This is a genomic window from Shewanella carassii, from assembly GCF_019670705.1.
Classification (GTDB): domain Bacteria; phylum Pseudomonadota; class Gammaproteobacteria; order Enterobacterales; family Shewanellaceae; genus Shewanella; species Shewanella carassii.
This window is the reverse complement of the sequence record NZ_AP024618.1, coordinates 555892-581952: the sequence shown is the minus strand read 5'-3', so window position 1 is coordinate 581952 and position 26061 is coordinate 555892. Positions and strand designations below refer to the sequence as shown.

At 51.3% G+C, this 26061-nt stretch carries 23 protein-coding genes; 8 read left to right on the top strand and 15 right to left on the bottom strand.

What is annotated here, in order from left to right:
* Positions 1-82 precede the first annotated feature (82 nt).
* Together proB and K5621_RS02715 are read left to right on the top strand one after the other, a co-directional pair.
* Entirely contained in the window at positions 83-1225 is a 1143-nt protein-coding gene (gene proB / locus K5621_RS02720) for a glutamate 5-kinase (protein ID WP_101095655.1), read from the top strand.
* A gap of 46 nt (positions 1226-1271) precedes the next feature.
* Positions 1272-2519, top strand: a complete 1248-nt coding sequence (locus K5621_RS02715) for a glutamate-5-semialdehyde dehydrogenase (protein ID WP_100143040.1) — start codon at positions 1272-1274, stop codon at positions 2517-2519.
* A gap of 570 nt (positions 2520-3089) precedes the next feature.
* Here the strand turns inward: K5621_RS02715 and K5621_RS02710 are convergent.
* Positions 3090-4106, bottom strand: a complete 1017-nt coding sequence (locus K5621_RS02710; protein ID WP_039034405.1) for an IS110 family RNA-guided transposase — start codon at positions 4104-4106, stop codon at positions 3090-3092.
* A 2266-nt stretch (positions 4107-6372) separates the two neighbouring features.
* On the opposite strand from K5621_RS02710, the gene K5621_RS02705 reads away from it, so the two are divergent.
* A complete protein-coding gene (locus tag K5621_RS02705; protein ID WP_025009300.1) occupies positions 6373-7476 on the top strand; it encodes a phosphoribosylaminoimidazolesuccinocarboxamide synthase in 1104 nt (367 codons plus the stop codon).
* 359 nt (positions 7477-7835) lie between these two features.
* Here K5621_RS02705 and K5621_RS02700 read toward each other — a convergent pair whose 3' ends face one another.
* The 3 genes from K5621_RS02700 to K5621_RS02690 are packed head-to-tail and all read right to left on the bottom strand — an operon-like array spanning position 7836 to position 10379.
* A complete protein-coding gene (locus tag K5621_RS02700; RefSeq protein WP_028779627.1) occupies positions 7836-8309 on the bottom strand; it encodes a GNAT family N-acetyltransferase in 474 nt (157 codons plus the stop codon).
* Positions 8302-9225 carry an ornithine cyclodeaminase family protein gene (locus K5621_RS02695; RefSeq protein WP_028779626.1) on the bottom strand — a complete coding sequence of 308 codons (924 nt, stop codon included), beginning with the start codon at positions 9223-9225 and terminating at the stop codon, positions 8302-8304. The genes K5621_RS02700 and K5621_RS02695 overlap by 8 nt, the downstream gene beginning before the upstream one ends.
* Positions 9226-9227: 2 nt before the next feature.
* Complete coding sequence (locus K5621_RS02690) at positions 9228-10379, bottom strand: alanine racemase (RefSeq protein ID WP_028779625.1); 1152 nt, start codon at positions 10377-10379, stop codon at positions 9228-9230.
* A gap of 112 nt (positions 10380-10491) precedes the next feature.
* On the opposite strand from K5621_RS02690, the gene K5621_RS02685 reads away from it, so the two are divergent.
* Positions 10492-11406 carry a LysR family transcriptional regulator gene (locus K5621_RS02685; RefSeq protein WP_028779624.1) on the top strand — a complete coding sequence of 305 codons (915 nt, stop codon included), beginning with the start codon at positions 10492-10494 and terminating at the stop codon, positions 11404-11406.
* Between the two features lie 161 nt (positions 11407-11567).
* Positions 11568-11777, top strand: a complete 210-nt coding sequence (locus K5621_RS02680) for a universal stress protein (protein WP_221050361.1) — start codon at positions 11568-11570, stop codon at positions 11775-11777.
* A 16-nt stretch (positions 11778-11793) separates the two neighbouring features.
* Here K5621_RS02680 and K5621_RS02675 read toward each other — a convergent pair whose 3' ends face one another.
* From K5621_RS02675 to K5621_RS02635, 9 genes are all read right to left on the bottom strand, one after another.
* Positions 11794-13074: a winged helix-turn-helix domain-containing protein gene (locus K5621_RS02675; protein WP_221050360.1), complete on the bottom strand. Its 1281-nt coding sequence runs from the start codon at positions 13072-13074 to the stop codon at positions 11794-11796.
* Between the two features lie 174 nt (positions 13075-13248).
* Complete coding sequence (locus K5621_RS02670; protein ID WP_245003164.1) at positions 13249-14091, bottom strand: ABC transporter permease; 843 nt, start codon at positions 14089-14091, stop codon at positions 13249-13251.
* Entirely contained in the window at positions 14091-15005 is a 915-nt protein-coding gene (locus K5621_RS02665; RefSeq protein ID WP_100143034.1) for an ATP-binding cassette domain-containing protein, read from the bottom strand. The genes K5621_RS02670 and K5621_RS02665 overlap by 1 nt, the downstream gene beginning before the upstream one ends.
* A complete protein-coding gene (gene nosD, locus K5621_RS02660) occupies positions 14992-16296 on the bottom strand; it encodes a nitrous oxide reductase family maturation protein NosD (protein ID WP_100143033.1) in 1305 nt (434 codons plus the stop codon). The genes K5621_RS02665 and nosD overlap by 14 nt, the downstream gene beginning before the upstream one ends.
* Positions 16297-16301: 5 nt before the next feature.
* On the bottom strand, positions 16302-16802 hold the full coding sequence (locus K5621_RS02655; RefSeq protein ID WP_100143032.1) for a nitrous oxide reductase accessory protein NosL: 501 nt from the start codon (positions 16800-16802) through the stop codon (positions 16302-16304).
* Positions 16803-16878: 76 nt separating this feature from the next.
* Positions 16879-17532: a nitrite reductase gene (locus K5621_RS02650; protein WP_100143031.1), complete on the bottom strand. Its 654-nt coding sequence runs from the start codon at positions 17530-17532 to the stop codon at positions 16879-16881.
* Between the two features lie 11 nt (positions 17533-17543).
* Positions 17544-18287: an FKBP-type peptidyl-prolyl cis-trans isomerase gene (locus K5621_RS02645; RefSeq protein WP_100143030.1), complete on the bottom strand. Its 744-nt coding sequence runs from the start codon at positions 18285-18287 to the stop codon at positions 17544-17546.
* Positions 18288-18334: 47 nt separating this feature from the next.
* Positions 18335-18784 (bottom strand): rhodanese-like domain-containing protein, encoded by a 450-nt coding sequence (locus K5621_RS02640; RefSeq protein ID WP_100143029.1) that lies wholly within the window; start codon positions 18782-18784, stop codon positions 18335-18337.
* A gap of 54 nt (positions 18785-18838) precedes the next feature.
* Entirely contained in the window at positions 18839-20875 is a 2037-nt protein-coding gene (locus K5621_RS02635) for a multiheme c-type cytochrome (RefSeq protein ID WP_100143028.1), read from the bottom strand.
* Positions 20876-21260: 385 nt separating this feature from the next.
* On the opposite strand from K5621_RS02635, the gene K5621_RS02630 reads away from it, so the two are divergent.
* From K5621_RS02630 to K5621_RS02620, 3 genes are read left to right on the top strand one after another with little or no spacing between them, the layout of a single operon-like run.
* On the top strand, positions 21261-23189 hold the full coding sequence (locus K5621_RS02630) for a heme lyase CcmF/NrfE family subunit (RefSeq protein WP_100143027.1): 1929 nt from the start codon (positions 21261-21263) through the stop codon (positions 23187-23189).
* Positions 23182-23580 (top strand): cytochrome c-type biogenesis protein, encoded by a 399-nt coding sequence (locus K5621_RS02625; protein WP_100143026.1) that lies wholly within the window; start codon positions 23182-23184, stop codon positions 23578-23580. Before K5621_RS02630 ends, K5621_RS02625 begins: the two co-directional genes overlap by 8 nt.
* Positions 23577-24182 carry a TlpA family protein disulfide reductase gene (locus K5621_RS02620; RefSeq protein WP_229671847.1) on the top strand — a complete coding sequence of 202 codons (606 nt, stop codon included), beginning with the start codon at positions 23577-23579 and terminating at the stop codon, positions 24180-24182. Before K5621_RS02625 ends, K5621_RS02620 begins: the two co-directional genes overlap by 4 nt.
* A 264-nt stretch (positions 24183-24446) precedes the next feature.
* Here the strand turns inward: K5621_RS02620 and K5621_RS02615 are convergent, their stop codons facing one another.
* Positions 24447-25388: a pseudouridine synthase gene (locus K5621_RS02615; RefSeq protein ID WP_221050358.1), complete on the bottom strand. Its 942-nt coding sequence runs from the start codon at positions 25386-25388 to the stop codon at positions 24447-24449.
* An 82-nt stretch (positions 25389-25470) separates the two neighbouring features.
* Positions 25471-26058: an LON peptidase substrate-binding domain-containing protein gene (locus K5621_RS02610; protein WP_100143023.1), complete on the bottom strand. Its 588-nt coding sequence runs from the start codon at positions 26056-26058 to the stop codon at positions 25471-25473.
* Between the last annotated feature and the right edge of the window lie 3 nt (positions 26059-26061).

Genomic DNA, 26061 nt, shown 5'->3' with positions numbered 1-26061 from the left:
ATTAGACCCGGTGGCAGACGCCGGGTCTGGTTTCCATCCCCAACCCGCTTCGAAGTAACACCTCAAATAGGTTAAGGAAGTTATGAATAAGCAACCAAGGCAACGAATTGTTCTAAAAGTCGGCAGCGCCCTGATTGCCCCTGACAGACAGGGCTGTAGCTCGCGCTATCTGCTGGCCATAGCCCAATTCATTGTGCGCTGCCGCGCCAAAGGCATTCAAACCATACTGGTTTCTTCCGGCTCAATTGCCGCCGGAGCCCACAGGTTTCCACTCAAACCTGGCAGTGAAGTCAATAGCCCAGAGGCCCAGGTGGTACTGAAAAAAGCCATGGCCGCCGCCGGGCAGACTGAGATGATGGCGACCTGGGATAAGTTTTTCGACTTTCCCACGGCGCAAATTCTGCTGACCCATGGCGACCTGCGCGACAGAGAGCGCTATCTGTCGATTAGGGAAACCGTGTTCACCCTGCTGGATCACGACATACTGCCGATCCTCAACGAGAACGATACCGTCACTACTGATGCGCTCAAGGTGGGTGACAACGACAACCTGTCGGCCATGGTGGCAGCCGCTGCCGACGCAGATACCTTAGTGATCTGCTCGGATATTGATGGTCTCTACAACAAGAACCCGCATCTGCACAGCGATGCCGAGCTGCTGCCCGAAGTCAATAAAATCGATGCCACCATCTATGCCATGGCCGGCGGCAGTCACAGCGATGTCGGCACCGGCGGCATGCGCACCAAGATAGAAGCGGCGGAAAAGGCCAGCTCCCACGGCATTGATACTTACATAGTCAACGGCTTCAAAGAGGAGAGCTTCAACGCCCTGTTGTCGGGCCGCAATCCCGGCACCCTATTCCGGGCATCCGAAACCCCGCTGCAGGAGCGGATGCACTGGCTGACCCACACAGTGAGGGCGCAGGGGGAAGTGATAGTCACCTCCGATGAAGAGATGGATAGCGCCAAGGATTGCGCCGAGCTTTCCAGTAATGAAGTACTTGAGGTCAAAGGCAACTTTGCCGCCGGCGATACCATACTGCTGTGCAGTGACGACGGCACCCGTCTGGCCAAGGCTCGCAGCAACTACAGCAGCCGCCTGCTGAGTTTTATCGCCGAGCAGGAAGACCCCGAACTGGCCGACAGCTTTACCGATAGCCTGGGCGGCATAGTCTCGGAAAAAGATATCGCCCTGCTCTGTAAAACGCCGCAACTGGAAAAATAGCAGCGGCCCGCCACCAGAGTAGTGCAACGAACAAAGGAGGACCTAAATGAGTCTGATAACCACACTGGCAAGCTCAGCGGCCAAGGCGGCCAGGGAGCTGGCACTCATAGATACCCAAACCAAAAATCAGGTGCTGAAGGCGATGGCCCAAGCGCTTCTCGCTGAAAATGACAATATTCTCAAGGCCAATGAGGAAGATCTCCTAGCGGCCCGCAGCGCAGGTCTCAGCGAAGCCATGCTCGACCGGCTGACCCTGACGCCAGAGCGGATCGCCGCCATGGCCAGCGGCATAGACACCATAGTCAAGCTGGACGATCCCGTGGGTCAGCGCCGCGAGCTGGGCCGCCGTCCCAACGGTATTCAGATAAGCAAACTCAGAGTGCCGCTCGGGGTGGTCTGTATGATCTATGAGGCGCGCCCCAATGTGACCGCGGATGCCGCAGCGCTGTGTTTCAAATCGGGCAACGCGGTAATACTGCGCGGCGGTAAAGAGGCGCTCAACTCCAGCCTGGCGATAGCCAAAGTGCTGCACAAAGTGCTACAGGAGTTCAAACTACCAACCGCGCTGGTATCCGTGGTGCCAGATCCCGACCGCGCCCTGATGCTGGAACTGTTGCAACAGCGCGACTATATCGACCTAGTGATCCCAAGAGGCGGCGAAGGCCTGATCAACTTTGTCAGCGACAACTCTAAAATCCCGGTTATCCAGCACTTTAAAGGCGTTTGTCACCTCTATGTCGACAGAGATGCCGATGTGGAAAAGGCGCTCAACCTGCTGCTCAACGGCAAGACCCAACGCACCGGCGTCTGTAATGCCCTGGAGGGCCTGTTGGTACACAAGGATATCGCCAAAGTCTGGCTGCCCATCGCCGCTCAGGCCTTGGCCGACAAGGGGGTAAAGATCAATGCCGATAAGAAGGCGGCGCCCTTCTTCGACCAGGCCACTGTGCTGACGGAAGAGGAGTTCGGCCAGGAATACCTGAGCTTGGAAATCGCCGTGCGCCAGGTCGACTCACTGGCGGATGCCATGGAGCATATCGCCCGCTTCGGCAGCCACCATACCGAGGTGATCTGCACCGAAAGCCAACAAGCGGCGCAACAGTTTCAGCAAGGGGTCGATGCCTCTGTGGTGATGGTCAACGCCTCATCACGCTTCAGCGACGGTAGCGAGCTGGGGCTCGGAGCCGAAATCGGTATCGCCACCACCAAGCTCCATGCCTACGGCCCCATGGGACTGGAGTCATTGACCACGGAGAAATTCCTGGTCAATGGCACAGGTCAGACACGCGACTGAGGAAGGGTTTGGCAATAGCGGGGCTTATTGCCAAACCGCTATTGCCTTATAAACACAAGAGATTGTCCGCTGCATAGCGAGCCCTGCCACTGAGGCTAATATAGCTTCAGGACTCGATGCAGCCCATCACCTGCGGTGCGGATGGGCAGGAAGCCCGAATGCCGTGAAGGACAGGACGTCCGAGAACGGCCTTTCGCACAGGCGATCCTGTGACATGGCGAGAGTCGCGTAGCGACATGCTTACGAGCGAGAGCCAGGGATGGCGAGCTGGCCGTTAAACAGGGAAGTTGTTGTGAATACATATATGGACCCATCCCGTTTGCAAGACATTTGATTTCAATTTGAGAAGAGTTCATTGCACCCATATATTCGGCCTGTTACTGAGTTAAATCTCTGGCCCTGATGGATATGTGCTTCTACTTTCCTCATCATCCCTGCGGCTTCACGATGAGCCTATGGATTCAACAGGTTTTAAGTAGAACAGTCTGACTGTCTCATCATCAAATCAATTGTCACCGCAACTTGGTGATAGGTTTGCATTATCTTACTTCACAACCTGATTTATAAGCTTCATGTCGCCGGCCGATACGTTTCTTCTTTGGCCGCTATGACCCAGGCAATTCTGGCAAGCTTGTTGGCTACTGCAACGCAGGCGCGATTAAAGCCTCGACGCTCCACGAGGGCCTTCGCCCACAGGCTGAGCTTATCGGTTTTGTGCTCGCAGTGACGCAAAATGGACCTGGCACCATGAATGAACAAGGTTCGTAGATAGGCATTGCCTCGCTTACTGATCCCCAGCAGATTATCCTTGCCGCCACTGCTGTGCTGCCTGGGTACCAGACCGCACCAAGCTGAAAAATGGCGGCCATTGTGAAATGCCTTCCCCTCCCCAACAGCGGCATAAAATGCCGTCGCAGTGACAGGACCAACCCCCAAGACGGTGCCTAATCGTTGGCAGATAGGATTATCAGCATTTTCCTGCAATACCTGCTTTTCACACCCTTTCAGCCTGTTCTCAAGTTCGACAAACTCATTATACAGTCCATGGAAAATCGCTCGACCTTTGGCTGTGAGTGCATTCTCACCGTCTTCCAAAATGTCGGGCAATTGACTGCGAAAGGCCGTTTTTCCCTTTGCCAGCACGATGCCATATTCGGCCAACATGCCTCGAACCTGATTCACCAAGGCGGTGGTTTGCTGTGTGAGTCGCTCACGAACCCTGTGCAACATCTGCACATCTTGTTGTTCGATAGATTTGGCGGGCACGAAGCGCATGTTTGGTCGCTGAGCCGCCTCCGCTATGGCAAGGGCATCGTTGTAGTCATTTTTATTTCCCTGCCGATAGGGAATGACATATTGAGGAGGGATCAACTTAACCTGATGACCAAGGGCAGTAATTTCCCTGTTCCAATAGTGAGCGCCACCACAGGCTTCAATCGCGACCAGGCAAGGTTCCAACTTAGCGAAAAAACCGAGTACTTCTTTTCGTTTAAGCATTTTCTTGCGCACCAGCTTACCTGCTTTGTTGACCGCAACAGCGTGGAACACCAACTTTGCGATATCCAAACCGATGGTTGTAATCTTCATAGTGGACCCATCCTCTTTCCAGATGACTTTCAACAACTTCATCGTGGCCCATTGCGAGGCCGGTTAAAAGGGGATGGGTCCATTCCATTTCCCTGTAGCCTCGACGAAAACATCCCTGTTTTCGACGGTCACAGTTCCGCCTGTGCCTGGAATTAGGCGTACATCTGCAGCTCAAAACAACTCTGTGTGGGAAGAATTGCACCAATTCCCCCTTCGGAGCCGCCGCTGGCGTTGTTGCAAATTGGCGTAGCCGAGACAGGGATGTCGAGGCTCGAAGGTCGAGCAAGGATGCGAGTCCTGAGTGTAGCCAATTTGCTTCATAAGCCAGCGGGGATTTCGGCTACGTCGGGGTGTCCTTGGGGATGCAAGGGGCTTTGGACAAGCAAAGCCCCTTGCCCGGTGTGGTTTGGCGAGTGTCGCGTAGCGACATGCTTTCGAGCGAGAGCCAGGGATGGCGAACTGGCCCTTGTGCATGGAGGCATTTGCTCCACGACTTTACGCTGCTGGCACAGCGGCTATCATAGCTTCCAGCTAAAAGTCGCTAATTAGTATTGGCTGGGCTTCCAACCTCAATGCAGCCCATCACCTGCGGTGCGCTTTTCGCACAGGCGATCCTGTGACACGGCGTGAATACGTCCCTGTAGCCTCGACGAAAACATCCCTGTTTTCGACGGTCACAGTTCCGCCTGTGCCTGGAAAATAGGCGCATGTCTGCAAACTCTTCAGATATTTCAAGCTACTCCATTCTCACAGAATGCACCGATTCCCGCTCGAAGCGGCCGCAGGGCGTTGATGACAATCGCGTAGCGAGGCATGGCCGTTCACGGGCGTCCTGCCCTTCACGGCATTGGGACTCCTGTCCGGCAGATGCTGACGCAGCTCTGTCGAATCAATCAGGGGCGAGTGTCGCCTAGCGACGAGCTAACGAGCGCGAAACAGGATGTTGAGCTGGGTAAGAGTCACATGAATGTGACTCTGAGCGTCTGGCGCGATAGCGAATTGACATCATAAGCACAAGGGGTTTTCCGCTGCGTCGCGGGTCGCTGGGGGTTTGGAAAGGGGGCTAGTCGATACAGCCCCCTTTTCTCGGGTGTGGGGCGGCGAGTGTCGCGTAGCTACTGGCTACGAGCGAGAGCCAGGGATGGCGAACTGGCCCTTGTGCATGGATGCATTTGCTCCACGACTTTAGGCCGCTGGCACAGCGGCTATCATAGCTTCCAGCTAAAAGTATCTAAGTTAGTATTGGCCGAGCTTCTGAACCATGATGCAGCCCATCACCTGCGGTGCGCTTTTCGCACAGGTGATCCTGTGACACGGCGTGAATACGTCCCTGTAGCCTCGACGAAAACATCCCTGTTTTCGACGGTCACAGTCCCGCCTATGCCTGGAAAATAGGCGTATGTCTGCAGCTCAAAACAACTCTGTGTGGGAAGAATTGCACCAATTTCCCCTTCGGAGCCGCCGCTGGCGTTGTTGCAAATTGGCGTAGCCGAGACAGGGATGTCGAGGCTCGAAGGTCGAGCAAGGAGGCGAGTCCTGAGTGTAGCCAATTTGCTTCATAAGCCAGCGGGGATTTCGGCTACGTCGGGGTGTCCTTGGGGATGCAAGGGGCTTTGGACAAGCAAAGCCCCTTGCCCGGTGTGGTGTGGAACACCACGACTTTAGGCCGCTGGAACAGCGGCTATCATAGCTTCCAGCTAAAAGTTACTAATTAGTATTGGCAGGGCCTCCGGCGACGGATGTTTCTCATTGCCTGCCGCAGGCTTATGCACAGGCGATCCTGTGACTCGCTGCGAGTACATCCCTGGCTCAGAAGGTCACAGTTCCACCTGTGCCTGGGAAATAGGTGTATGTCTGTGGGTATATAAGCAATTTCAAGCAACGCTATGATTGCAGAATTGCACCAATTCCCCTCGGTGTAGCCGAAAGCCGTTGGCGCAAATAAGGTGGCTGAAACATGGATGCCGAATCAGCGCCCAAGCTCCCGGGGTGCAGCCTCATTAGTCTCTATCGCGAACAGAGTTTTGCCCCAGTAAACAAAGCCTCCCCGTGGCAAAAGGTTGCGACTGAGGTAAAATAGCCCATCTTTTGTCGGCGGCATCTCATACTGGTATGACTCCACAGCGGCTCTACCTCTCAAGCACAGCCTTTTTTGCTGCTTGCTGCTGCCCCGCCGTCGGCTCGCATTATCCCGGAAACAGGCAGATAACAATAACCCCGCCTGCCGGACTTAGCCTTAAACCCTACACCCAGAGGAATACTCGTCATGAGTCTTGCTGATTCCGTTCTAGCCGTAAACAATGATCTGCCTATCCGCACCGACAAACCGGTTCACAGCGGAAAAGTGCGCAGTGTCTACTGGTTGACCGAGGCCGACAGCGCCAGATTGATCCGCGAAAAGGGCTATGATGTGCCCGCCGATACTCCGCTGGCGATCATGGTGATCTCGGATCGTATCTCCGCCTTCGATTGCATCTTCCACGGCGAAGAAGATCTCAAAGGGATCCCGGGCAAGGGGGCGGCGCTCAACGCCATCTCCAATCACTGGTTCAGCCTGTTCAAGGAAAAGGGGTTGGCCGATAGCCATATTCTCGACATTCCCCATCCTTTTGTGTGGATAGTGCAAAAGGCTCGCCCGATAAAGGTGGAGGCCATTATTCGCCGCTATATTACCGGATCCATGTGGCGCGCCTATCAAAAGGGTGAGCGGGTATTTTGCGGCATCACACTGCCGGAAGGATTGCAAAAGGATCAGCAGTTGCCCGAGTTACTGATCACCCCATCAACCAAGGGCATACTCAAGGGGATCCCCGGGGTGCCGGAGCAGGATGATGTCAACATCAGCCGCGCAGATATCGAGGCCAACTTCGAGGCCTTCGGCTTTGAAAAGCCTGAAGATATCGATCTGTACGAAAAACTGCTCAAGCAGGGATTCGAAGTCATTTCCGAGGCATTGGCACAGCAAGATCAGATCTTTGTCGATACCAAGTTCGAATTTGGCTATGTCACTGACAAACAAGGCCAATCCAAGCTTATCTATATGGATGAAGTGGGAACCCCGGACTCTTCACGTATTTGGGATGGTAGCGCCTACCGTGACGGTAAGATCCTCGAGAACTCCAAAGAAGGCTTCCGTCAGTTCCTGCTCAACCACTTCCCGGATCCGGATATCCTGTTGAACAAGGACAGAATGCCGGAACGTGAAGCCCTGGCCCGCGACAACGACCTGCCACTGGAGGCCATGATGAATGTCTCGCGTACCTACACAGGTATTGCCGAGAAAGTCACCGGAGCCAAGATCACTCTCTCGGATAATCCCAAGGCAGAAATCATCCGGGTACTCAAGGAACAATACGGCCTGGTGGACTAAGGCATTCTGCCGCGGCTGCTAATGAGGCAGTTTCCCGTTAAGCATAAAGCCCAGAATGTTATTACTTGTGGTTGGTAGCATATAAAAAGATCTATTCATTTAGGTCTTTTTTTATATAAATTGATCTTTACCCCGAATTTAAGACAATCACCACCGCCATAGGCAGTGGTTTGGGGTGACAATAGAAAATAATATATCTCAGTATATTCTTCATTAGCTCTCCAGATTGACAAATTAAAACCTCAACTTTATGAATCAATTCATCAATAATTTGAAAACCTAAATTTAAACAGCCACTTAACTTTTACCACAAATTAAATCATGAGTACTACACTGAACCGTCTAGCCCATTTATTCAATCAAATATCTAAGCTAAAAATTAATTCAATTTCATCATCAAGTCTTCTGCCCGTTGGTGTAAACCCAAGCTTTTGGTAAATATAGAGAGCATTCCCTTCCTCTTTATCCATTGTGGTTAGCGACACGCCTTTTAAACCAACAATGGAAGCGTATCGCTTACTGAAGTTAATCGCGTGACTCCCCAATCCCTTTCCTTGAAAACGATGGTCAATCATGACACGCCACACGTACAAATGGTCCTTTTGAAAGTGATCATCGAACTTATCGAGTAGTCTTGGATCGATAAGAGAGATGAGCCCTGCTGGCTTATCGTCTAAATAAATGCCGTAGCTGACACTATCGTCGTTAAAACTCGCCTCTGCAAGCCATTCTGCGTTATTAGCAATAAGATGCTTTTGAAACTCTCCCACTGTAAGGTCAATAATGTCATCGATGGTGTTACCGTTTATTTTTAAAAAGCTAACGTTATTCATGGCCATCTTCCTTGGATAGGTATTTATCTAAAATTATTTTAGCAATATAAAGATCTTGATAGGCAATTCCTGAGCTATCAAAAATAGTAATGTCGTTTTCGTTCCTTTCTTTTAATTGAAGCTTGTCGCAGATCTGATATATCTCTTTATCTGGTGCATGCTGGAACTCACCAATTGTTTTGGACTGAGGTAAATAATCACAGTAGAGGATGGCATTCTCAAATAGCGATGGCGGCAGTTCCTGTTTTCCTATTTTATCTGCTCCCATTGCAGAAATATGAGTTCCAGACTTCACCCACGACGATTCAAATAGAGGAGCTGTAGACGCCGTGACGGTGACAATAATATCTGCGCTTTCACAGGCTTCTTGAGCAGTCTTGATATCAGTTGTTAAACCTTCATCGCTTAGCTCTTGCGCCAGTTGGTTAGCACTAGTCTGATTTCTACCAACAATCATGACTTTAGATAGGTTCCTAACTTTTGAAATGGCAAGCGCTTCATATTTAGCTTGATGACCCGTGCCAAATAACGCGAGTACCGTTGAATCTTGTCTCGCCAATAGATCAACTGCGATGGCATCAGCTGCAGCGGTTCGGTAGGCATTAACCAAACTTGCTGACAAAATGGCTTTCATTTCTCCCGTATCAGGTGAGAGAAGAAAAATATGAGTACCATGGTTTGGTAGCCCAACTTGGTTATTGTAAGGCCAATAACTTCCCATTTTCCAACCAAGCAATTGATCTGTGCGTGCCGATTTGAGTGAAAATATTGAACCTTCTATCTGGCCAGATGCGTTAACGACCGGAAATATTGATGAGTGCTGCTCTTGTACTGCGGAAAATGCCGCTTTGACTGCTTTGTATGCCAGTTCGTGAGTAATTAACGCTGCGGTTGTTTTTTCATCTAAATAAAGCATGTTTACCACCCTGAGATACGTTGCCATTGTTCAATTTGCCCCTCGACCAAGTCAAAGACATGGTATTGACTGTGCATTGCGCTTGTAGAGCATGCATGATTTGGGACTATGTGAACTCGAGAACCAATGGGAAAACATTCGAAGTCGATCTCGCTTCCAGAAGCCGCTTCGAGTATGCCGTGCTCTTGATTTACCTGCACGACTTTCAGTATTTGACTCTCTTGACCATTCGGTTGGAGAACCACGCCATAACATTGTTCGTCATGGCCTTTATCTAAAGAAAGAGCCATCCAACCAGCATCAACAAATATTTGTCCCCTTGATTTGTTGTGTCCAATAACACTACTTACTACTGAGATTGCGATATCGTTTAAGGTACATACTCCAAGCTGATGCATCACTAAATCAAACAACGAATAGACACCAGCTCTGACCTCTGTAATTCCACTTGTGTTTGTGTATGAACATGCCGTTGGGGTAGACCCTATGCTGACTATTTCGCAGTGAATCCCCACTAATTCGAGGCGTTTCGCTGCAAGTAGTGCAGTCGCTACTTCATTACTGGCTGATTGGTTTAGCGCTTCTTGAGACGAACAGTGGTAAGATTCACCTGCGTGGAGCATCACACCTTTAAAATCGGCAAAACCTTTATCTAAGCTCTTAGCCATAGCAATCAAGGCTTCGGAATCTGCACTGACGCCACCTCGGTGTCCGTCACAATCAATCTCTATAAGACAGCTAATGACACACTCATGTTCCTGACAGTAGGTGTTAACGAAATCGACTTGTTCCATGCTATCAAGTAACACCACAATGCTAATGCCACGTTTCAGTAATAGCTCGACTCGTGATAGCTTTTCTTGTGATATGCCAACTGCATAGAGAATGTTTTTACAACCATAATTAGCAAGCTGTTCTGCTTCCTCAAGGGTAGATACAGTGATTGGATCCTCTAGAGAGTCAATTAAGTAAGGAAGCGCATCTAACGACTTTACCGTTTTAAAGTGGGGTCTTAGTGGCGCGCCCAGTTTCGACATATGACTGCGCATTTGCGCGAGATTGTTTAAAAACTTTTGTTTGTCCAGGTAGAGAAATGGTGTGCCGATGGCATTGTATTGCTTTTCTAAATCAGGGTGTTCTGTATGTTTAATCATTTCATTTACCTAAGCTCGCAAATTGCAGTTCAATGTCGATGAAATGATTATGAGATAGGAGAAAGTTGAATTATATTAACAAAAATCTACTTATAGATTAGGTTGAAAGTTAATGTTGACGACAGAAGATATTCGATTTCTTGTGGTAGTGTCTAACCATAGAACATTGGCAGATGCGGCTCGTGCACTCAATATAACGCCTCCATCAGTCACTCAGCGTATTCAACATATCGAAAAGAAGCTATCACTTAAGTTACTTCAACGACCTTCGCGTGTGGTTAGCCTAACAGAAGAAGGGCGCGTCTTAGTCGATACCGGTATTTCGATCCTTGAGGACTTGGATGAACTCATCGATAAGCTCAATGAAAGCAGAGGGGATGTCAGTGGTCGTCTACAAGTTTTGGCGCCCCTTGGCTTTGGCAACGATGTGATAGCCCCTTTATTAGGTGAGTATAAACAAGCTCATCCGCGCCTAGAGGTGGAGCTAGAATTGTCAGACAACCCAAACTGGGCAAACCATCATAAATGGGACATTATCATCTACATTGGCCACTTAGCGGATTCCAGCCTTAAGATGGTGAGCTTGGCCCCAAACAAACGCTTTGTTTGCGCTTCGCCGGAGTATCTATCTCGTCATGGACAGCCTAAGACTCCGCAAGATCTTAAGAAGCATCAATGTATTGCCTTGAGAGAAAATAATGAAGATGTCACGCTGTGGAGCTTTACTCATGCAGTGACAGGGGCCATAGAAAGTATTCGTATTCGCCCTTCTCTTGCAAGTAATGAGGGTAGAGTGATTAAAGACTGGGCGTTACAAGGCTTGGGGATCATCATGCGATCCGAATGGGACATTCAGTCACAGATTGATAGTGGTAAATTAGTGCGGCTGTTACCTGATTACGAGCTTCCAAACGCCGATATTGTTGCCCTAGTGACTTCTGCTGCGCATGAGAGGTCGGCGCGAGTCACTGGCTTTTTATCTCTACTAAAAGATCAATGCCAAAAGACGCCGTGGTTAAATCGATAGTAAGTTGTTATCGGAGTTGTGCACTACAAACCTAGTATTTTCGCAATTATTATTCATCAAAGTAGAACAAAATTTCTAACCAGCTAATGCCCACAATGAATTAGCTATTCAACTAACTCTTTGTGGATTAATATTTAGCCTCGGAGAAAATCCATGCACTTTTGCAGCAGTTGCATCCAGAACAGCAACTCGAGGTAGTGATCCGCCGCGGCAGTGCCACGGGGCACATCCTCGAAGAAGCCGAAAGCGCCGATGTGGGCATGATAGTTATCGGCTGTCATCAGCGCACGGCGCTGGCCCATTGGTTGCGGCCCAGTGTCGCCGAAGAGGTTATCAACAAGGCCAAATGCCCAGTCATGGTAGTGAAATAACCGAACCGTCAACGGCTCAGAGTTTCACTTCGCTGTAGGTGGTCCAGGCCAGCAGGTTACCCATCTGTGGCACTATCCAAACGGCAGTCTTGTGATCCTGATGGATCCGGTAGTAGTAGATCACCTCATCGCGGATATCGTCTTTGCGGATCTCGCGATAGAAGTGCATCGCCGAGTCACTGACATTGTTAGGTTTGGTCAGCTCTTTCTGGGTCACTTTGACTTGAAATACGTCGACCTGATTGTCGGAAATCTCGGTACTGTACTGCTGAAAATGGCCCCGCAGTTGATACTTTATCGGGGTGGTGATGCAGTCCTGATCTGTCACACAGGCGGAGGAGTAGAAGCGGCCGGAATCTTTACCTTCATACACCAATGACAGGCTGAGATCGGTGCGCACCAAGAGCTCCCCGGCAACCGGGAAATAGATGTCGGCATGGTAGTTGTGTTCAATGACTTCGGCATCATCAACGGCCGCGGGGATGATAATGCGGTTATAACGGATCCGCCGCTCCATCACTCGGCTGAGAGGTAAAAACTCCTTCATATTCAACCCGGCTGGGTTGGGATCTATGGTGGTGATATTGATAATGCCATCGCCGTCACAACCGGCTTCATCGGCGCTGGGACAAACAGCAAAAGAGTAATTGCGTCCATCGGTAGCCGCATAAGCACTGAAATGCTTCAATCCCTGGATCACGTTGCCTTCTGGCGTCAGGTGCTTTTGCCACATAGAGGGATGTAACTTCTCGGCACCATCATGATAAAACAGTTGCGCCGAGGCCAGCGTACCGCCCACATTCAAGGGCAACTGCTTGTCGGCATGCCATTGGCTGACATGTTTGACCATTTCGTGATAATCACTGAAATACCAGAAAAAGCCCACCAGTCCCAACAACAATAAAATCCCCAGGATTTTAATTTTCAGAGACACGCTCACCAAAGCATTACGGATGGCCTCGCCATCGGATATGGCCAGCATATGCACATGAGACTGCTCGGAGATATTCAGCTGGTAGCCGCGGCGGGCAACCGTCTTGAGCTGAATTTCGGGATAGGGTTCCAGTTTTTTCCTGAGAATACTGATGCATTGAGTCAGTGAGGTCAGCGCCACCACTCGCTCGGGCCAGCCAACGGCCAACAATTCATCTTTGCCGAACACATTTCCCGGGGCTGACAACAGGTGTGACAATACCTGAGCCTCAGAAAAAGACAGAACTATTTCTGAACCGTCACGTTGATCCAGTAGGTGTTTGGCCTTGGCATCCAACACCAAATAGGGAGTCAGCTGCTGCATTGTCACTCCAGAAAATCACTCCAAGAAGTTTGATCGGCCCCCCTTGACGTGGACCGAGTATGATTTTGGAGTGTACCCTGATAGTAAGCGGCATAATGTGATAACCATACCATTTAACAATTTGTTTCTATTCGATAAAACCTTTAATAAAGTCATACGCAATCAAGCATTAAGCTAGAGTTGTCGTTTGTTGAAACAGAAACGACAACCTAGATACAAAAGCAACAGCCAAGAGAACAAAATGCCCAGCAACCAAGGCCATTGTGGTACTCCGGCGGTCGCCATTCCCAGAAAACTTTGATTGAGTAAGCGAAATACCGTTGCCGGGTTCAACAACATCAGCCATTGCAAACTCTCTTGACCCAGACTGTCGACCGCCACCACAGCGATTACCAATAGCGCCAGATCGTAAAGCAATACCAACACCAGCCAGAACAGCATCAAGATTGCCAGCGCCTGAGCCTTCTGTCGGGCCCAGAGACTGACCCAATATCCCAACAATATAAACACCAAACCGAGTAACCAGGCGCTTGTCACCAGAATAGTCAGAGTGGCCGGTAACTCCAGCGTTCGGTAGGCAGGTTCCAATATGGCCAGCAGACACAAAGGCAGACCAAAGCCTATCAGCAGCGCCACCAGCAAGGCTCCCCCCTGCCCCAGCAGCTTACCCGTGAGCCATTGCCCACGAAGCATGGGATAGGTCAACATCAACAGTAAAGTCCCGGCTTCATCCTCACCGACAAAAGCATCGTAACTCAACAGCAAGGCCAACAGGGGCATCAAAAAAACCGTCAGGGTCAACAGGGAATTCACCAGTTGCGGCAATGGCTGCCAACGAAACTCGCCCCCGATTGCGCCGCTGCCGAAAATAACCGCTGTCGCCAACAAGGCAAACAAACAACAAGCCGTCAGCAACCAGCGACTGCGTACGCAGTCTTTAAACTCCTTGACGGTAACGACCCAAACAGGATTATTGGACTGCACTTGCAAGGGTTCTCCTTGAGTCACAAGCTCCATCACGCGGCCTCCCCGAGTTTGTTGCGCGAACCAGTCGAAACCGGCTGCCCGAGATCCGATGCCATAAAATGATGAAACAACTCTCCAAGAGACGCCTTGTGCAGTTGGAAATCAAAACAATGGTACTTTTGGGTTAAAATAGCCACGACCTCGGCCACGTCAGCGCTGTCAATCCGCAACTTCCCTTGCGTAAATACTGGACCCAACACGGGATCGCGACTGAGATCCAACCCAGATGGTAACCACACCTCCTGTGGTAAGCTCGACTGACGACGCAAGCCTGCTAAATCCCCCAGAGCCTGAATACGCCCTTTGGACAGGAGTAATGCCAGATCCAGATGCGGCTCGACCAAAGCCAACTCGTGAGTACACACCACTATGGCGCAGCCTTGCTGCTTCAGCGCCGCCAATTGAGCATACATCAGTGCCGAGGCAGAAGGGTCCAGACCCACTGTCGGTTCATCGAGCAACAACAATCCGGGGCGGCTGAGTAGCGCCTGCGCTAACCCAAGCCGCTGTCTTTGCCCCTTGGAGCAATGCCTCAGTTTACGCTGGGCGATATCTTCCAGCTCAAATTCGGCCATTAATGCCCTGACTCTGGGCTGAGCAACCCCCTTCAACTTGGCAAAGTAACTCAATAGTTCACCCAGGGGCATGTTGTCGTAGAAGCTGACGTTCTCGGGTAGATATCCCACTTGCATGCGGCTTTCACCGGCCGCCTTACCCAAAATAGTCAGCTCGCCAGCGGCCGGCGGTAACAGTCCCAGCAAGAGCTTGATCAGAGTCGACTTGCCCGCACCATTGTGCCCGGCCAGGGCCAACATTTTTCCCTGCGGCAGTTGAAAGGTGATATTTTCCAGTACCTGTCTATCCTCGCGGATAAAAGCCAATTGCTGACAATCAATGCTGAGCATAGTATGTCTCCTCTAGCAGATGGCGCGAGCCCACCGCCCCGGTTGTCACAGTAGAGATCAGCGGTGGTTGCAACAAAGGGAAACTGTCGCGAATGCCGATATCTTCCCCCAACGACAACTGGCGCTGTAACCAACGCAATAAGAGCACCACAGGGCTGTCCATCAATAATCTGGCCTCTGGATAGAGCCAAAACAAACGATCCAACGCATCATTGGGCTGATAAGGGCTATCGCCAAGGCCATTGGCATCCAAGTCCCAACCTTGATAGCTGCTCCAATAATTACCTTGACCTTGATAACTCCACTCCTGTGCCTTATCGCCGACATAACGCACCTGAGTAAGATTGTTTTCTATGCTGTTACGCCACAGGCTGTTGCCCTCTCCCCCCAGAGCGACACTGATGCCGGTATCACTGTCGCTGAAGCGGTTATGGCTGATACGATTGTCGGCAGCACCGTATATAAATAGCCCCTTACCTTCACTGGCTATGGCGGGATCCCCTTTGGGATTGTGAATAGTTGCCACCAGATTGTGGTGCACTTCGCTGTTGTTGGTCACATTGAGCAAGATGCCGAAATCGACCGCATTAGTAACCTTATTGTGTTCCAGGGTGATCGCCTTGGAGCTCATCAGCGCATATCCCCCCAATAGATTCCAGGCGTTATTGTTCCAAGCACAATCTTGGCGGGTATACATATAATGAATGCCATATTGCTGGCGACTGAACTCGTTGTGGCTGGCGCGACTGACATCAACATTTTCCAGATAAATGCCATCACGAACCGAATGAATGCTGTTGTAGTGCAGCTCGGGGGCTTCTACATATTCCAGAAAAATCCCATCGCCCCGATCGAGAAAGTAACGCTTGTCATCGCCGAGGATCTTGCAGTGTTCAATTCTGGGCCGTTTTAATTTTTCGCCATGAATACCAAATCCAGGCCCTTGTAGTTCCAACCTCAAGAGCTGGACATCATCGGCACCCGGCAGCAGACGCACCCCAGAATCATGTTCATAAAGATCGGCGCCCCAATTACGGATCTCAAGCCCTTCAAGACGCACCCCAGCGGCGGCGATAGTCACGGCACTGCCCTTACCGCCGCCATCAATCACAGTACCCGGGCGACCAAGTACAGTAATGGTTTTACTGATGACCAAAGGCCCCTGATATTCGCCGGCTGCCAGAGTCAACACCTCACCTTCATTCAGCGCATCTATGCGTGCCTGCAATGGATTTTGGCTGCCAAAGCAGCCAAATGAGAGCAGTAGAAGGAGCAGTAAAAACCTCAACATAGCCCTTAGTGACTTCCTTCAAGTAGCTCCAGGGTAATATCCTTGTAGGTCAACACCCGGCCTCCCCAAGACTCGGCAAAGGCTTCTGCCGCCTCTTTGGTTGAGAAGGGGGCAACAGCGGGTCCCATCACTCCCTTCTTGCTAGTGCCATAGACATACCAAGCCTTGGTAGCATCGATAAAGGCACTGTCATCGGGATGCTCCCAGTCGGTTGTGCCCATGTCATGGACAAACATCGCCTTGATCCGGCGCTGATTTTCCGGTTGCAGCGCAAAACTGAACATGTCACGGCTGGAGCAGAACTTGGGCACGGCATTACTGTCTTTGAGCATCAATTGCCCTTTGGGTCCAGGGTATTTGGTGATCACCATGCCACACATATGGCATTTGTCATGCTGCTGAAGGTGTTGAGCTCGAATGGGCTGATCATCACTCTGGGCCGGACTACAAGCGGGCAAACCCAGCATTAAAAGTGGAATAGCGATGGCAAGTAGTGTCTTTTTCATCTTTATCTCCAGTCATTAGAATCAACACCTCGCCGGGGCCTTGCAGGGACAACCCATTGGCGAGGGTTGAAAAAAATCATTCGAGTCGGCTACGGGCGTTGGCAATAGCATATTGCAACGCCTGACGATCCAACTGCTCATTGTCGCTATCGAGCAACAGCTGCCAGTGGCCTATGGCCTCGGCATATCTTTGGTTAAGAAAAGCATCGTTGGCCAACAGCAACCGGGTGCCGGGGTCGGCACTATCCAGCGCCAAAGCCTGCTCGACCCATTCCTGGGATTCCGGCAGCCACTGACGCTGATCTCGGTAATAGGCGGCTTCGGCCAACTGTCCCAACAAGGCGGCGCTCTTGCCCTGAAGTTGCAACTGCTGCTTCAGGGTGGCCACCGCATCCAGATACATGCCGCCGCGCACATAGGCCTGCGCCAGCTGTTGCATCAGGCTGGTGTCTTGTGGCGCCTCGGCACTAGCGCGCCGAAGCCGGACAATTTCGGCAGCCAACAGATAATCTATGCTGTCATCGGCCTCGGCCAACTGCCAATCGTTATAACGGCCGGTATAGGAGTAAGTCCCGAGACTCAGGCCTATGATCAGCAGCGGCAATAGACTCCAGTGCCACAGAGCCGGCACGACTCTATCACCCCGGCTGGTTTGCCACTGGTAGAGGGCAAACAGCGTCATAAACGCCAGACTCAGCAGGGCAAGTCCCAACCAGAGCGGGTTAGCCATAGCGCCTCCTGTCAACCGTGACCAGGCATAGGATGCTTGTTGTCTTTACCCGGCTGTTCAACCTTGACCAGTTCAACTTCAAAGATCAAAGTGGCCTGAGGCGGGATAATTCCCGGGGCTTCCTCGCCATAGGCGAGCTTGGAGGGGATAACAAAACGGAACTTGGAGCCTTCAGGCATCAGTCTAAGCCCCTCTTCCCAGCCGGGGATCACTGTCATCAAGGCAAAACGGCTGGCAGCCTTGTTGGCGCTGCTATCTTCAAACACAGTGCCATCAATCAACTTACCGACATAGTTGACGGTCACCACATCTTCGGGATTGGGCTTCTTACCCTTGCCCATGCTCAGCACTTCATACTGCAGACCACTGTCGGTCACTTTAACGCCGGACTTTTTCTTGTTTTCGGCCAGGAAGGTTTCACCGGCCTTGAGGTTGTCCTCAGCCAACTTATTGAAACGGGCCTCTCTTTCTTCATTGAGTACGATGGCGCGTTGATTCAGTAGATCCAGGATCTGCTCATCTGTCAGCTGCTGCTTATCTTTCAAGGCATCGGTAAAGCCGGTGATCAGCAGCTCCATATTGACTTCGGCTCCCAGCTCCAGCTGTTGATAAACCTGGCCCGAAATATAGTTACCCACGGACGCACCGAGGGCATAGGAAGTCTTGTCTGTTTCTGTTTTCAAGTCGGCCGCCAACGCGGGCAGACTCAGACAGAGAGAGAGAGAAATAGTAGCGGCAAGTTTTTGTAATTTCATGTTTTTATCCTGCAATATAAAAAATTCAATGCCCAGTAAATCAGTTATTAAGGACGCTCTATCGGCCGTCCGGAAATACGCCAGCCATAGATACCATCCGGCATCTGCCTGACGTCGGTATAACCCAGTTTCATCACCTCTCTGGCGGCCACATTGCTGGAGGTACATAGACGGTTGGCACAGTAAAACACCATGGTGGTGTCCTTGTTTTCCGGTAGCAATGTCTTCCAGTTATTGACGTTGAAGTAAATGGCACCGGGAATGAAGCCATCGCCCCATATTTCCAGAGTGTTGACGTCGTAGAAAATCACCCCTGGCTGATTGAGTAACATCTCGGCTTCGCGCATGGAGATCTGGTTGAGGATCTCTTCATGGTAGGGGGCCGGTACTAAATCTCCACCGCCACCGGCCTGTACTGCAGGTGCGGCAAACAGGAATGCCAATGGCAACAGCAGTGACGATTTCAGTGACTGTTTCAATGAGAATCGGAGTTGCATCTTTATTCTCCCTAAGAATGGCTCCAGGCAGATGCCCGGAGCCACGATTACCCGTTACAGCGAAGCTGTCTTGGTGCCCTTGCCATCGGCAATGGCTTCAGCTTGAGTCACGTAAGTAGTTGCTGCATCCATACGCTTACGGGCATAACGAGGAGCGTGAACACCCCATGAGCCGTCTTTACGTACGAATTCAACAATTTCACGAGCCTTGTCGGTCAGCAGCAGAACTTGTGTCTTGTCTTCGATAGACAGCTTGTTCTTGGCAACTTTGCGATCGATTCGCTTGAGCGCATCTTCCACCTTGGCCAGGCTGTCTTTGACAGGAGTCTGCCACTTCATGACCTTACCGTAGATCTCTTTCTGATCCTTGAAGTGCAGGCCCTTGCTCAGCTCAGACTGGAACTGGCTGTGACAACCCTTACGCTCAACCACGTCATGGTCAGAGATAGAGGTACGAGCACAGGTCCACATCAGGTCGAGATAGCCGTGACCATTCTCATCCTGAGCCACAGTCCAGCCTTTGGTGGTGGACTTACGAGGTTGACCTTCAGGAGGATTCAGCGTCTTGCGATCTGGGCTGACATCGATCTTCCACAGGTGAGACTTACGCACTGCGTCGAAGCCGGCCATATCTGGGTACTGAATCGCGGTGAAGTTTTCACAGCTACCCATGTTAGGCATGTGACAGCTGGTACAGCTGTTCTTGGCGTGAGTGCTGGTGTTGGCAGCCATTTCGGCCTGAACCTGGTGACAGTCAACACAGTCTTTCTTGATTGCAGGCTTGGTGTAACCGGATTTCCAGTCGTTACCTGTTACTTCGTGTGGATCGTGACAGGTAGAACAACGCATGCCCTTGTCATAGTGAGAAGACATGAACATCTGTGAACCTTCGGTACCACAAGATGGGCAAGAAGACTTCATCTTAACGTTGAAGGCATATTCCAGCTTTTCCTTGCCTTGCTCGGTTTCGGCCAGTTCGTCAACATAGTTGAACCGCTGGTGACAACGTTCACAGTTGGAAGGCATGCCGCCGCCGTTACCGCCATCCAGGTGACCACCGGCGCCGTGACACTCTTCACAAGCGATACCGCGGCTGATGGTGTGCTCTTGCAGTTTCTTGGGATCGCCAAGGGCATCCAGGTATTCCTGCTTGTTCTTAAAGTCAAACTTGAAGCTATGACACACTTCGCAGTAGGAGCTGGCAGGCTGGAACAAGAACTCTTTCTTGTACTTGGCACCGTAGGAAGTCATACCCCACTGGTGAGAACCACTGGCACCGAAGTCTTCCATCTTGGTTGGGAAGTCAGGAATAACCTTCTGGATCTTCTTGGCCATTTCCGGAGTCAACCATTCTGCCCAACCACGGGAGAACTGGTTACCACCGGCAACCATGGTACCTGTACCATCTTTCAGCAGACCGCCTTCAATATGGTAGGAACCACGCACCAGATAGCTGTCGATAAAGCCGTACTTGGTACGAGGAGTACCTACAGTGGCGTAGATCGCATCTGGCGTCACACCGTCCGGCAATATAGAAGCGTCAGAACCATACAACTTTTTCTTCAGATCGTTGTCCACTTCCGGGTGTTCACCTGGGAAACGTATGGTCTTGGCGTGACGAGAACGCTGCCACTTCTCATACTGTACCGCGTGACACTCACCGCACTTCTCAGGACCAACAAACTTGTTGGGGAAGTCGAGGATTGACTTGGCAGCCAAACGATATTGCACCGCTGAAGGGCGGCCAACACGTTTGCTGTACTTCTGGCCGTTACCTTGGTCCATGTACTCTTCACCGCGGTCACTGACCTTGTACATACCAATGAGGCGGCCTTCTTCCTGATACTTGAACACAGGGTGATTCTGGAACAAGTAATCAAACAGCTCTTTTTCCTGAACGATATAGTCTTGCAGCGTCTTCACGCCATTGACTTTTTCCATACCGTTGGGATTGGCGATCACCTTCTGTGCCGACTCTCCCATCTGCTTATTGCCGTGACCTGGTTTATCTGCCGCGAGCGCAGTAGCGCCGCTGACGGCAGAAAAGCAAAACAACACACTGAGTGCTGTCTTTTGTTGCCATCGTCTCATCATACTACTCCTGAATATGTCGTTGGTTATTTCACAAACGAACTTGTTATTGCCGGCTTGACCGGTCGCGACTCATTCTTCATATGTGCGGCAGCAAAAACCTGCGCTAGAGCACAGCCCCCCCCCGCTTGAGAAATCAAGAAAGCAACATCTTATATTTGTCTTTTAAAACAATGACTTTAATATTTGAAGATAAGATTATTCAGTTCTTTTTTTGAGCGTTTTATTTCTCAAAAAAGCTCAATCTTGATGCTGAAAATTAAAAAATGTCGCACAACCAAACTGGCGGCAATAAAGGCGCGACAGATCACAGAGCCAAAGCATTAATCCTCCTAGTCTCTGGCCATCTATTTCCGGGAATTTCCCACATAACAAGAGAGCAGCCATGTTTACCATCACCATGTTGCCCGAACTGGGGCACTTTCTGCTGATCCTAGGCGGCGGCTGCGCCTTGTTCAGTGCCTTATTGGCATTACTCAAATATCGCTGGCCACAATTAGACTGGCCATTGCAACCTTTGCTGCTGGGGCAATTCCTCGGGCTGAGCGGGGCTATCGTCATACTGGCGCTGGCATTTGTTCTCAACGACTTTTCGGTGGCTTATGTCGCCAACAATTCCAACTCGGCTCTGCCGCTGTTCTACAAGCTGGCGGCGGTATGGGGTAGTCATGAAGGGTCTTTGCTGTTTTGGATGACAGTAATGGCTCTCTGGGCCTACTGTGGACTACCGAGACGTTCGCAGGATAAGGGGTATCTGTTGATGCTGCATGGCAGCTGCTCGGCGATTCTCTGCGGCTTTATCTTCTTTATGTTGCTGTATGCCAATCCCTTTGCCCGCCTACTGCCGGAAGTGCCCATAGAAGGGCGCGATCTCAGCCCCATGCTGCAGGACATAGGCCTTATCCTGCATCCCCCCTTGCTGTTTCTCGGCTATGCCGGCCTTGGGATCTGTTTTTGTATCGCGCTGGCGCTACTCGTCAGTGATAAACTAACGGCCCCCCGTCTCGATAGACTCAAGCGTCATATGTTGCTCACTTGGGTGTTTCTTACCGCGGGCAATGCCTTGGGGTCCTGGTGGGCCTATAACGAACTGGGCTGGGGCGGTTGGTGGTTCTGGGATCCGGTGGAAAATGCCGCCTTTATCCCCTGGTTGGTCACCACTGCGGCACTGCACTGTCTGTTACTCAAAAACCATAATCCTTTGGCACAGCTGTCAGCCCTGGCGCTGGTACTGCTGGGTTTCAGCCTGTGCCTGCTGGGCACCTTTATTGTGCGCTCCGGCATTATTCAGTCGGTGCATGCCTTTGCCGCCGATCCGGAGCGAGGAGTCATCATACTCCTGTTACTGCTACTTTATGGTGGCGCCGGATTCACCCTGTTTGGTCTCAGGTGTCGTCACTACTGGCGAGCGGGCAAATTGGCGCCGCTGAGCCCTGACGGCCAATTATTGCTCGGTAGTCTGATCCTGCTAGCCATGGCTCTGACCACTCTGTTGGGTACCCTGTATCCACTCTTTTATCAAGCCATTGGACTGGGAAGCTTGTCGGTCGGCGCTCCCTACTTCAATAGCCTGTTTGTGCCCATGTTGGCGCTGGCGCTCCTGCCAATGGCGCTCAGCACCTTGCCAAAGGTTAATTATAAGTATCTGTTTATGTTAGCCTTTGCCACATTAGCACTGACGGCTGTTGTATTGTATTTCCGGGGTTCTTTGGATCCTTGGTTGCTAGCGGGGGGCAGCATGACGCTGTTCTTGACCTTGATACTGTTGCTTTACCTGCTGCCATTACCCTCAAAGAATTCCAAGCCATTGAATATTCCCATGCTATTGGCGCACTTTGGACTCCTCATCAGCATCATCGGCGCAACCGGGGTCAGTTGTTTCGAGCAGCATTCACTGCTGCGAATGGGACCGGGCAAGGGCAGTATTCTGGGCGACTATACCTTTATCTATGAGCAGACCCGCCTGATTGACAAACCAGCCTATCGCGGCGAACAGGCGGTAATACGGGTAGAGCGCGATGAGCAACTGCTTACTTACCTCTACCCGGAGCGGCAGGAATTCAACACCAATGGCATGTCACTGTCCCAGGCCGCCATCCATAGAGGTGCTTTTGGTGATCTCTATGTCTCCATGGGCACTCAGCTGAGTGATGAAGAATTTTTGGTGCGCCTCAGCATCAAACCATTGGTGAGTTGGATCTGGCTCGGCGGCGCCTTGATGGCTATCGGCGGTTTAACCGCTCTCAGACGCAGATACCAACAACAGCCTCAGGCCGCTTTCCTTAACGCTTCAGGGAGACTCCAACATGATTAGGCTAATGCTACTTGGATTATGGCTCAGCTTTACTTGCGTCGAAGCCCAGGCGACCGATATGGATATCGCCCACCTCAGCATAGATATTTCCAAGGAATTACGCTGCCCTATGGCCACCAACCAAAACCTGTTTGAGTCGGAAACCGCCATTGCCAGCGAGCTCAAGGCGCAGATCTATCTGATGTTGCAACAGGGCAAGAGCCGGGAGCAGATCCTCGACTTTATGGTGGAACGCTATGGCGAACAGATCCGTTACCAACCCAGTCTGAATGCCGGCACGGCATTGTTGTGGTTGGGGCCTATCGTCTTGCTATTAGTGCTTCCCGGCGTACTGCTGTTTTTCGGCCGCAATAACACTCAATCCACCCATGATCAGGAGGACCCATCTTGAGATCTTACTTGCTTCTTTGTCTTGCCCTGTTGTTACCCCTGCCACTGTCGGCTCAAGGGGGGATCATGCAACAAAAGGCCTACCATACCGGTGAGCCTGTACCGAACAAGCCTATGTTTATGCGTGGGTTTGTTGAAATGCAATATGCCAGAAAGGTAGCGGACGTCACCTTTGCCGATCTGCAGGGTAACCCCAAGACCCTGGATGAATACAAGGGCCGTGTAGTACTGCTGAATCTTTGGGCCAGTTGGTGTCCACCCTGTATCAGAGAGATGCCAACCCTGGCCAAGCTGCGCAACAAATTGCAAGGCAGTAACATTCAGATTGTGCCGCTATCTATAGATGAAGATCCGGCGGCGGTGGCTCCCTTTCTGGCCAAGCATGAGCTTAAGTTGGATAACACTTGGATAGACAGCAAGAAAGAGATAGAGAAGATCATGCCGGCCAACGTGGTGCCTGCAACCTATGTATTTGACCCTAATGGCAACTTAGTCGGCTTTATCCGGGGCTATCTGGACTGGGATGACCCGGGTATTGATGACTATCTGTTACGTTTTGCCGCCAAGTATCAGGCAATCGCCGAAGGTAAAACGTCACAGTAACAGTGCAACCGTCCCGGGGCATCTCCCCAAGTCACTCCGGGCAACTCTTTGGCAAAGAACAATGTGACTTCTCCGCCCACACTTTTTGCCCGCTTTCCCGTCACGCACGCCTCTTTTTGTCGGGAAAGCTTTTTCTTTTTCAGCTTAGCCAAAATCCAGACTCGATAACTTTCAGCGCTCACCTGATAATCCGTCTCTCGCGCTTGCGAACACGCCCTTAGCCACAACTCACTTGGGTCACAAACCCATTGGATTATCGGCTCATCACGCCTCAGTTGCGCGCGCCAAATCAGCCTCAAAACCAGCTACGCTTAAATCCTGCGGCTTGCCACTGATGGGATCGATAAAGCGCAAGCGACAAGCCATCAGCTTGAGGGGCTTATTGAAATTGTCTTCGCTCCTAGGCTGCAACTCAGGGTAAAACCTGTCGTTCAGCAGTGGCATTCCGAGGCTCTGCATATGCAGCCTGAGTTGGTGAGTCTTGCCGGTAATTGGACTTAGACTGAACAGCCCCATATCGCCATTAACGGCGATGAGACTGATTTCCGAGTGACTGTTGGCCTCACCCTCTGCCAAGCGCATGATAAAACTGGGCTCGCCCTTGATGAGGCGATTTTTCACTGTCCAGTGCAGCGGCAGGCTAAGTTCACCAGTTGCCAATCCCGCCTGAAGCTCAGGTGTCAGCCGCGCCAGCGCCTGGTAGTCCTTGCGTATCAGGCCTTCACGGAACAGCGCATGGTAGGCATGCCGGGTTTCGGGATCTGTGGACATCAGCATGACTCCGGCCGTTTCTCTGTCCAGCCTGTGTGCCGGCGCTATGGTTTCTATCCCGGTGCGGCGCCTTAACCTGTGCACCAGGCACTCGTTGACATAGTTACCGCTGGGAGTCACAGGCAAAAAGTGCGGTTTGAATACCAGAATACTGTGCTCGTCCTGAAACAGGATCCGCTCTTCAAAAGGGATCCGGGTTTCTTTGGGGACTTCACGGTAATAGTAGACCCTGGCGGTAGGCCGATAAGGGGTATCGGCCTGGATAGGCTCGCCATTTTGCCAGTGTACCTTGCCGGTTGCGACCCGCTCACGCCAGACATCGGCATCGATGCGGCTGAAATGGTCGATAAGAAAGGCCAATACAGTGGCTTTGTCGGTCACATCCCTTGGCAAGACTACATAGGAGGGCTGTGCGGCTCTGTCTGTTTGGCTCATAACTCTTCCGGCAAAATAAAAAATGGCGACTCAGGGCCGCCATTCTACTCTATCTGCCTTAAATTATTCGAGGCAGGTACTCTCAAAGCTGTTGCTGAACATGGGACTTAATCAACTTGAGCACAAAGTCCATGGTCTTGTGGCAATCAGGTTGATTCAACAACAGCTGTTTGTCCTTGTTGTATAAGGGCAAAACCTCCAGCCAACGCTGGCTCACCCAGGCGGCATCATCCAGATGCACTTCTGAGGAGTAGAGCCCGCGCAAGTCCGGGTTGACCTCATAAAACTGCTCCAGTGCCGCGCTGATAAGAGTGAACTCGCCCCGAATAGGCTCCTCGGCCCAGTTGGGACAATCCATTACCTTTGCCAGCCAACGGCCATCTTTTTCCTGTTTGGCGGACAGGACTTTGACCCTTTGCTTGCCTTCCAGGGTGATACTCAGCGAGTCATCTTCCAGCTGATTGAAGTCGATGAGCTCGCAGCGAGTGGCAATGGGAAAACTGGGCGGCATGGCAACGCTGTTACGCATTCCGAAAGCCAGCGGATATTTCCCCTTCAGGACATCGGCCACCATGCTCAGGGTAATGGGGTCAAGGATCCTGATCTCAAGCCGTCCACCTGGCAACAACAAGGCATCATAGGTCAGTAACGCCATTTCCTGTGTATGCATAGC

Coding starts and splice junctions, on each gene's coding strand:
- K5621_RS02685 (WP_028779624.1), top strand. CDS start 10,492: ATGTTGACGACAGAAGATATTCGATTTCTTGTGGTAGTGTCTAACCAT.
- K5621_RS02635 (WP_100143028.1), bottom strand. CDS start 20,875: ATGAGACGATGGCAACAAAAGACAGCACTCAGTGTGTTGTTTTGCTTT.
- K5621_RS02625 (WP_100143026.1), top strand. CDS start 23,182: ATGATTAGGCTAATGCTACTTGGATTATGGCTCAGCTTTACTTGCGTC.
- K5621_RS02640 (WP_100143029.1), bottom strand. CDS start 18,784: ATGCAACTCCGATTCTCATTGAAACAGTCACTGAAATCGTCACTGCTG.
- K5621_RS02695 (WP_028779626.1), bottom strand. CDS start 9,225: ATGCTTTATTTAGATGAAAAAACAACCGCAGCGTTAATTACTCACGAA.
- K5621_RS02670 (WP_245003164.1), bottom strand. CDS start 14,091: ATGGAGCTTGTGACTCAAGGAGAACCCTTGCAAGTGCAGTCCAATAAT.
- K5621_RS02715 (WP_100143040.1), top strand. CDS start 1,272: ATGAGTCTGATAACCACACTGGCAAGCTCAGCGGCCAAGGCGGCCAGG.
- K5621_RS02675 (WP_221050360.1), bottom strand. CDS start 13,074: ATGCAGCAGCTGACTCCCTATTTGGTGTTGGATGCCAAGGCCAAACAC.
- K5621_RS02645 (WP_100143030.1), bottom strand. CDS start 18,287: ATGAAATTACAAAAACTTGCCGCTACTATTTCTCTCTCTCTCTGTCTG.
- proB (WP_101095655.1), top strand. CDS start 83: ATGAATAAGCAACCAAGGCAACGAATTGTTCTAAAAGTCGGCAGCGCC.
- K5621_RS02700 (WP_028779627.1), bottom strand. CDS start 8,309: ATGAATAACGTTAGCTTTTTAAAAATAAACGGTAACACCATCGATGAC.
- K5621_RS02655 (WP_100143032.1), bottom strand. CDS start 16,802: ATGAAAAAGACACTACTTGCCATCGCTATTCCACTTTTAATGCTGGGT.
- K5621_RS02615 (WP_221050358.1), bottom strand. CDS start 25,388: ATGAGCCAAACAGACAGAGCCGCACAGCCCTCCTATGTAGTCTTGCCA.
- K5621_RS02630 (WP_100143027.1), top strand. CDS start 21,261: ATGTTTACCATCACCATGTTGCCCGAACTGGGGCACTTTCTGCTGATC.
- nosD (WP_100143033.1), bottom strand. CDS start 16,296: ATGTTGAGGTTTTTACTGCTCCTTCTACTGCTCTCATTTGGCTGCTTT.
- K5621_RS02690 (WP_028779625.1), bottom strand. CDS start 10,379: ATGATTAAACATACAGAACACCCTGATTTAGAAAAGCAATACAATGCC.
- K5621_RS02650 (WP_100143031.1), bottom strand. CDS start 17,532: ATGGCTAACCCGCTCTGGTTGGGACTTGCCCTGCTGAGTCTGGCGTTT.
- K5621_RS02705 (WP_025009300.1), top strand. CDS start 6,373: ATGAGTCTTGCTGATTCCGTTCTAGCCGTAAACAATGATCTGCCTATC.
- K5621_RS02610 (WP_100143023.1), bottom strand. CDS start 26,058: ATGCATACACAGGAAATGGCGTTACTGACCTATGATGCCTTGTTGTTG.
- K5621_RS02710 (WP_039034405.1), bottom strand. CDS start 4,106: ATGAAGATTACAACCATCGGTTTGGATATCGCAAAGTTGGTGTTCCAC.
- K5621_RS02665 (WP_100143034.1), bottom strand. CDS start 15,005: ATGCTCAGCATTGATTGTCAGCAATTGGCTTTTATCCGCGAGGATAGA.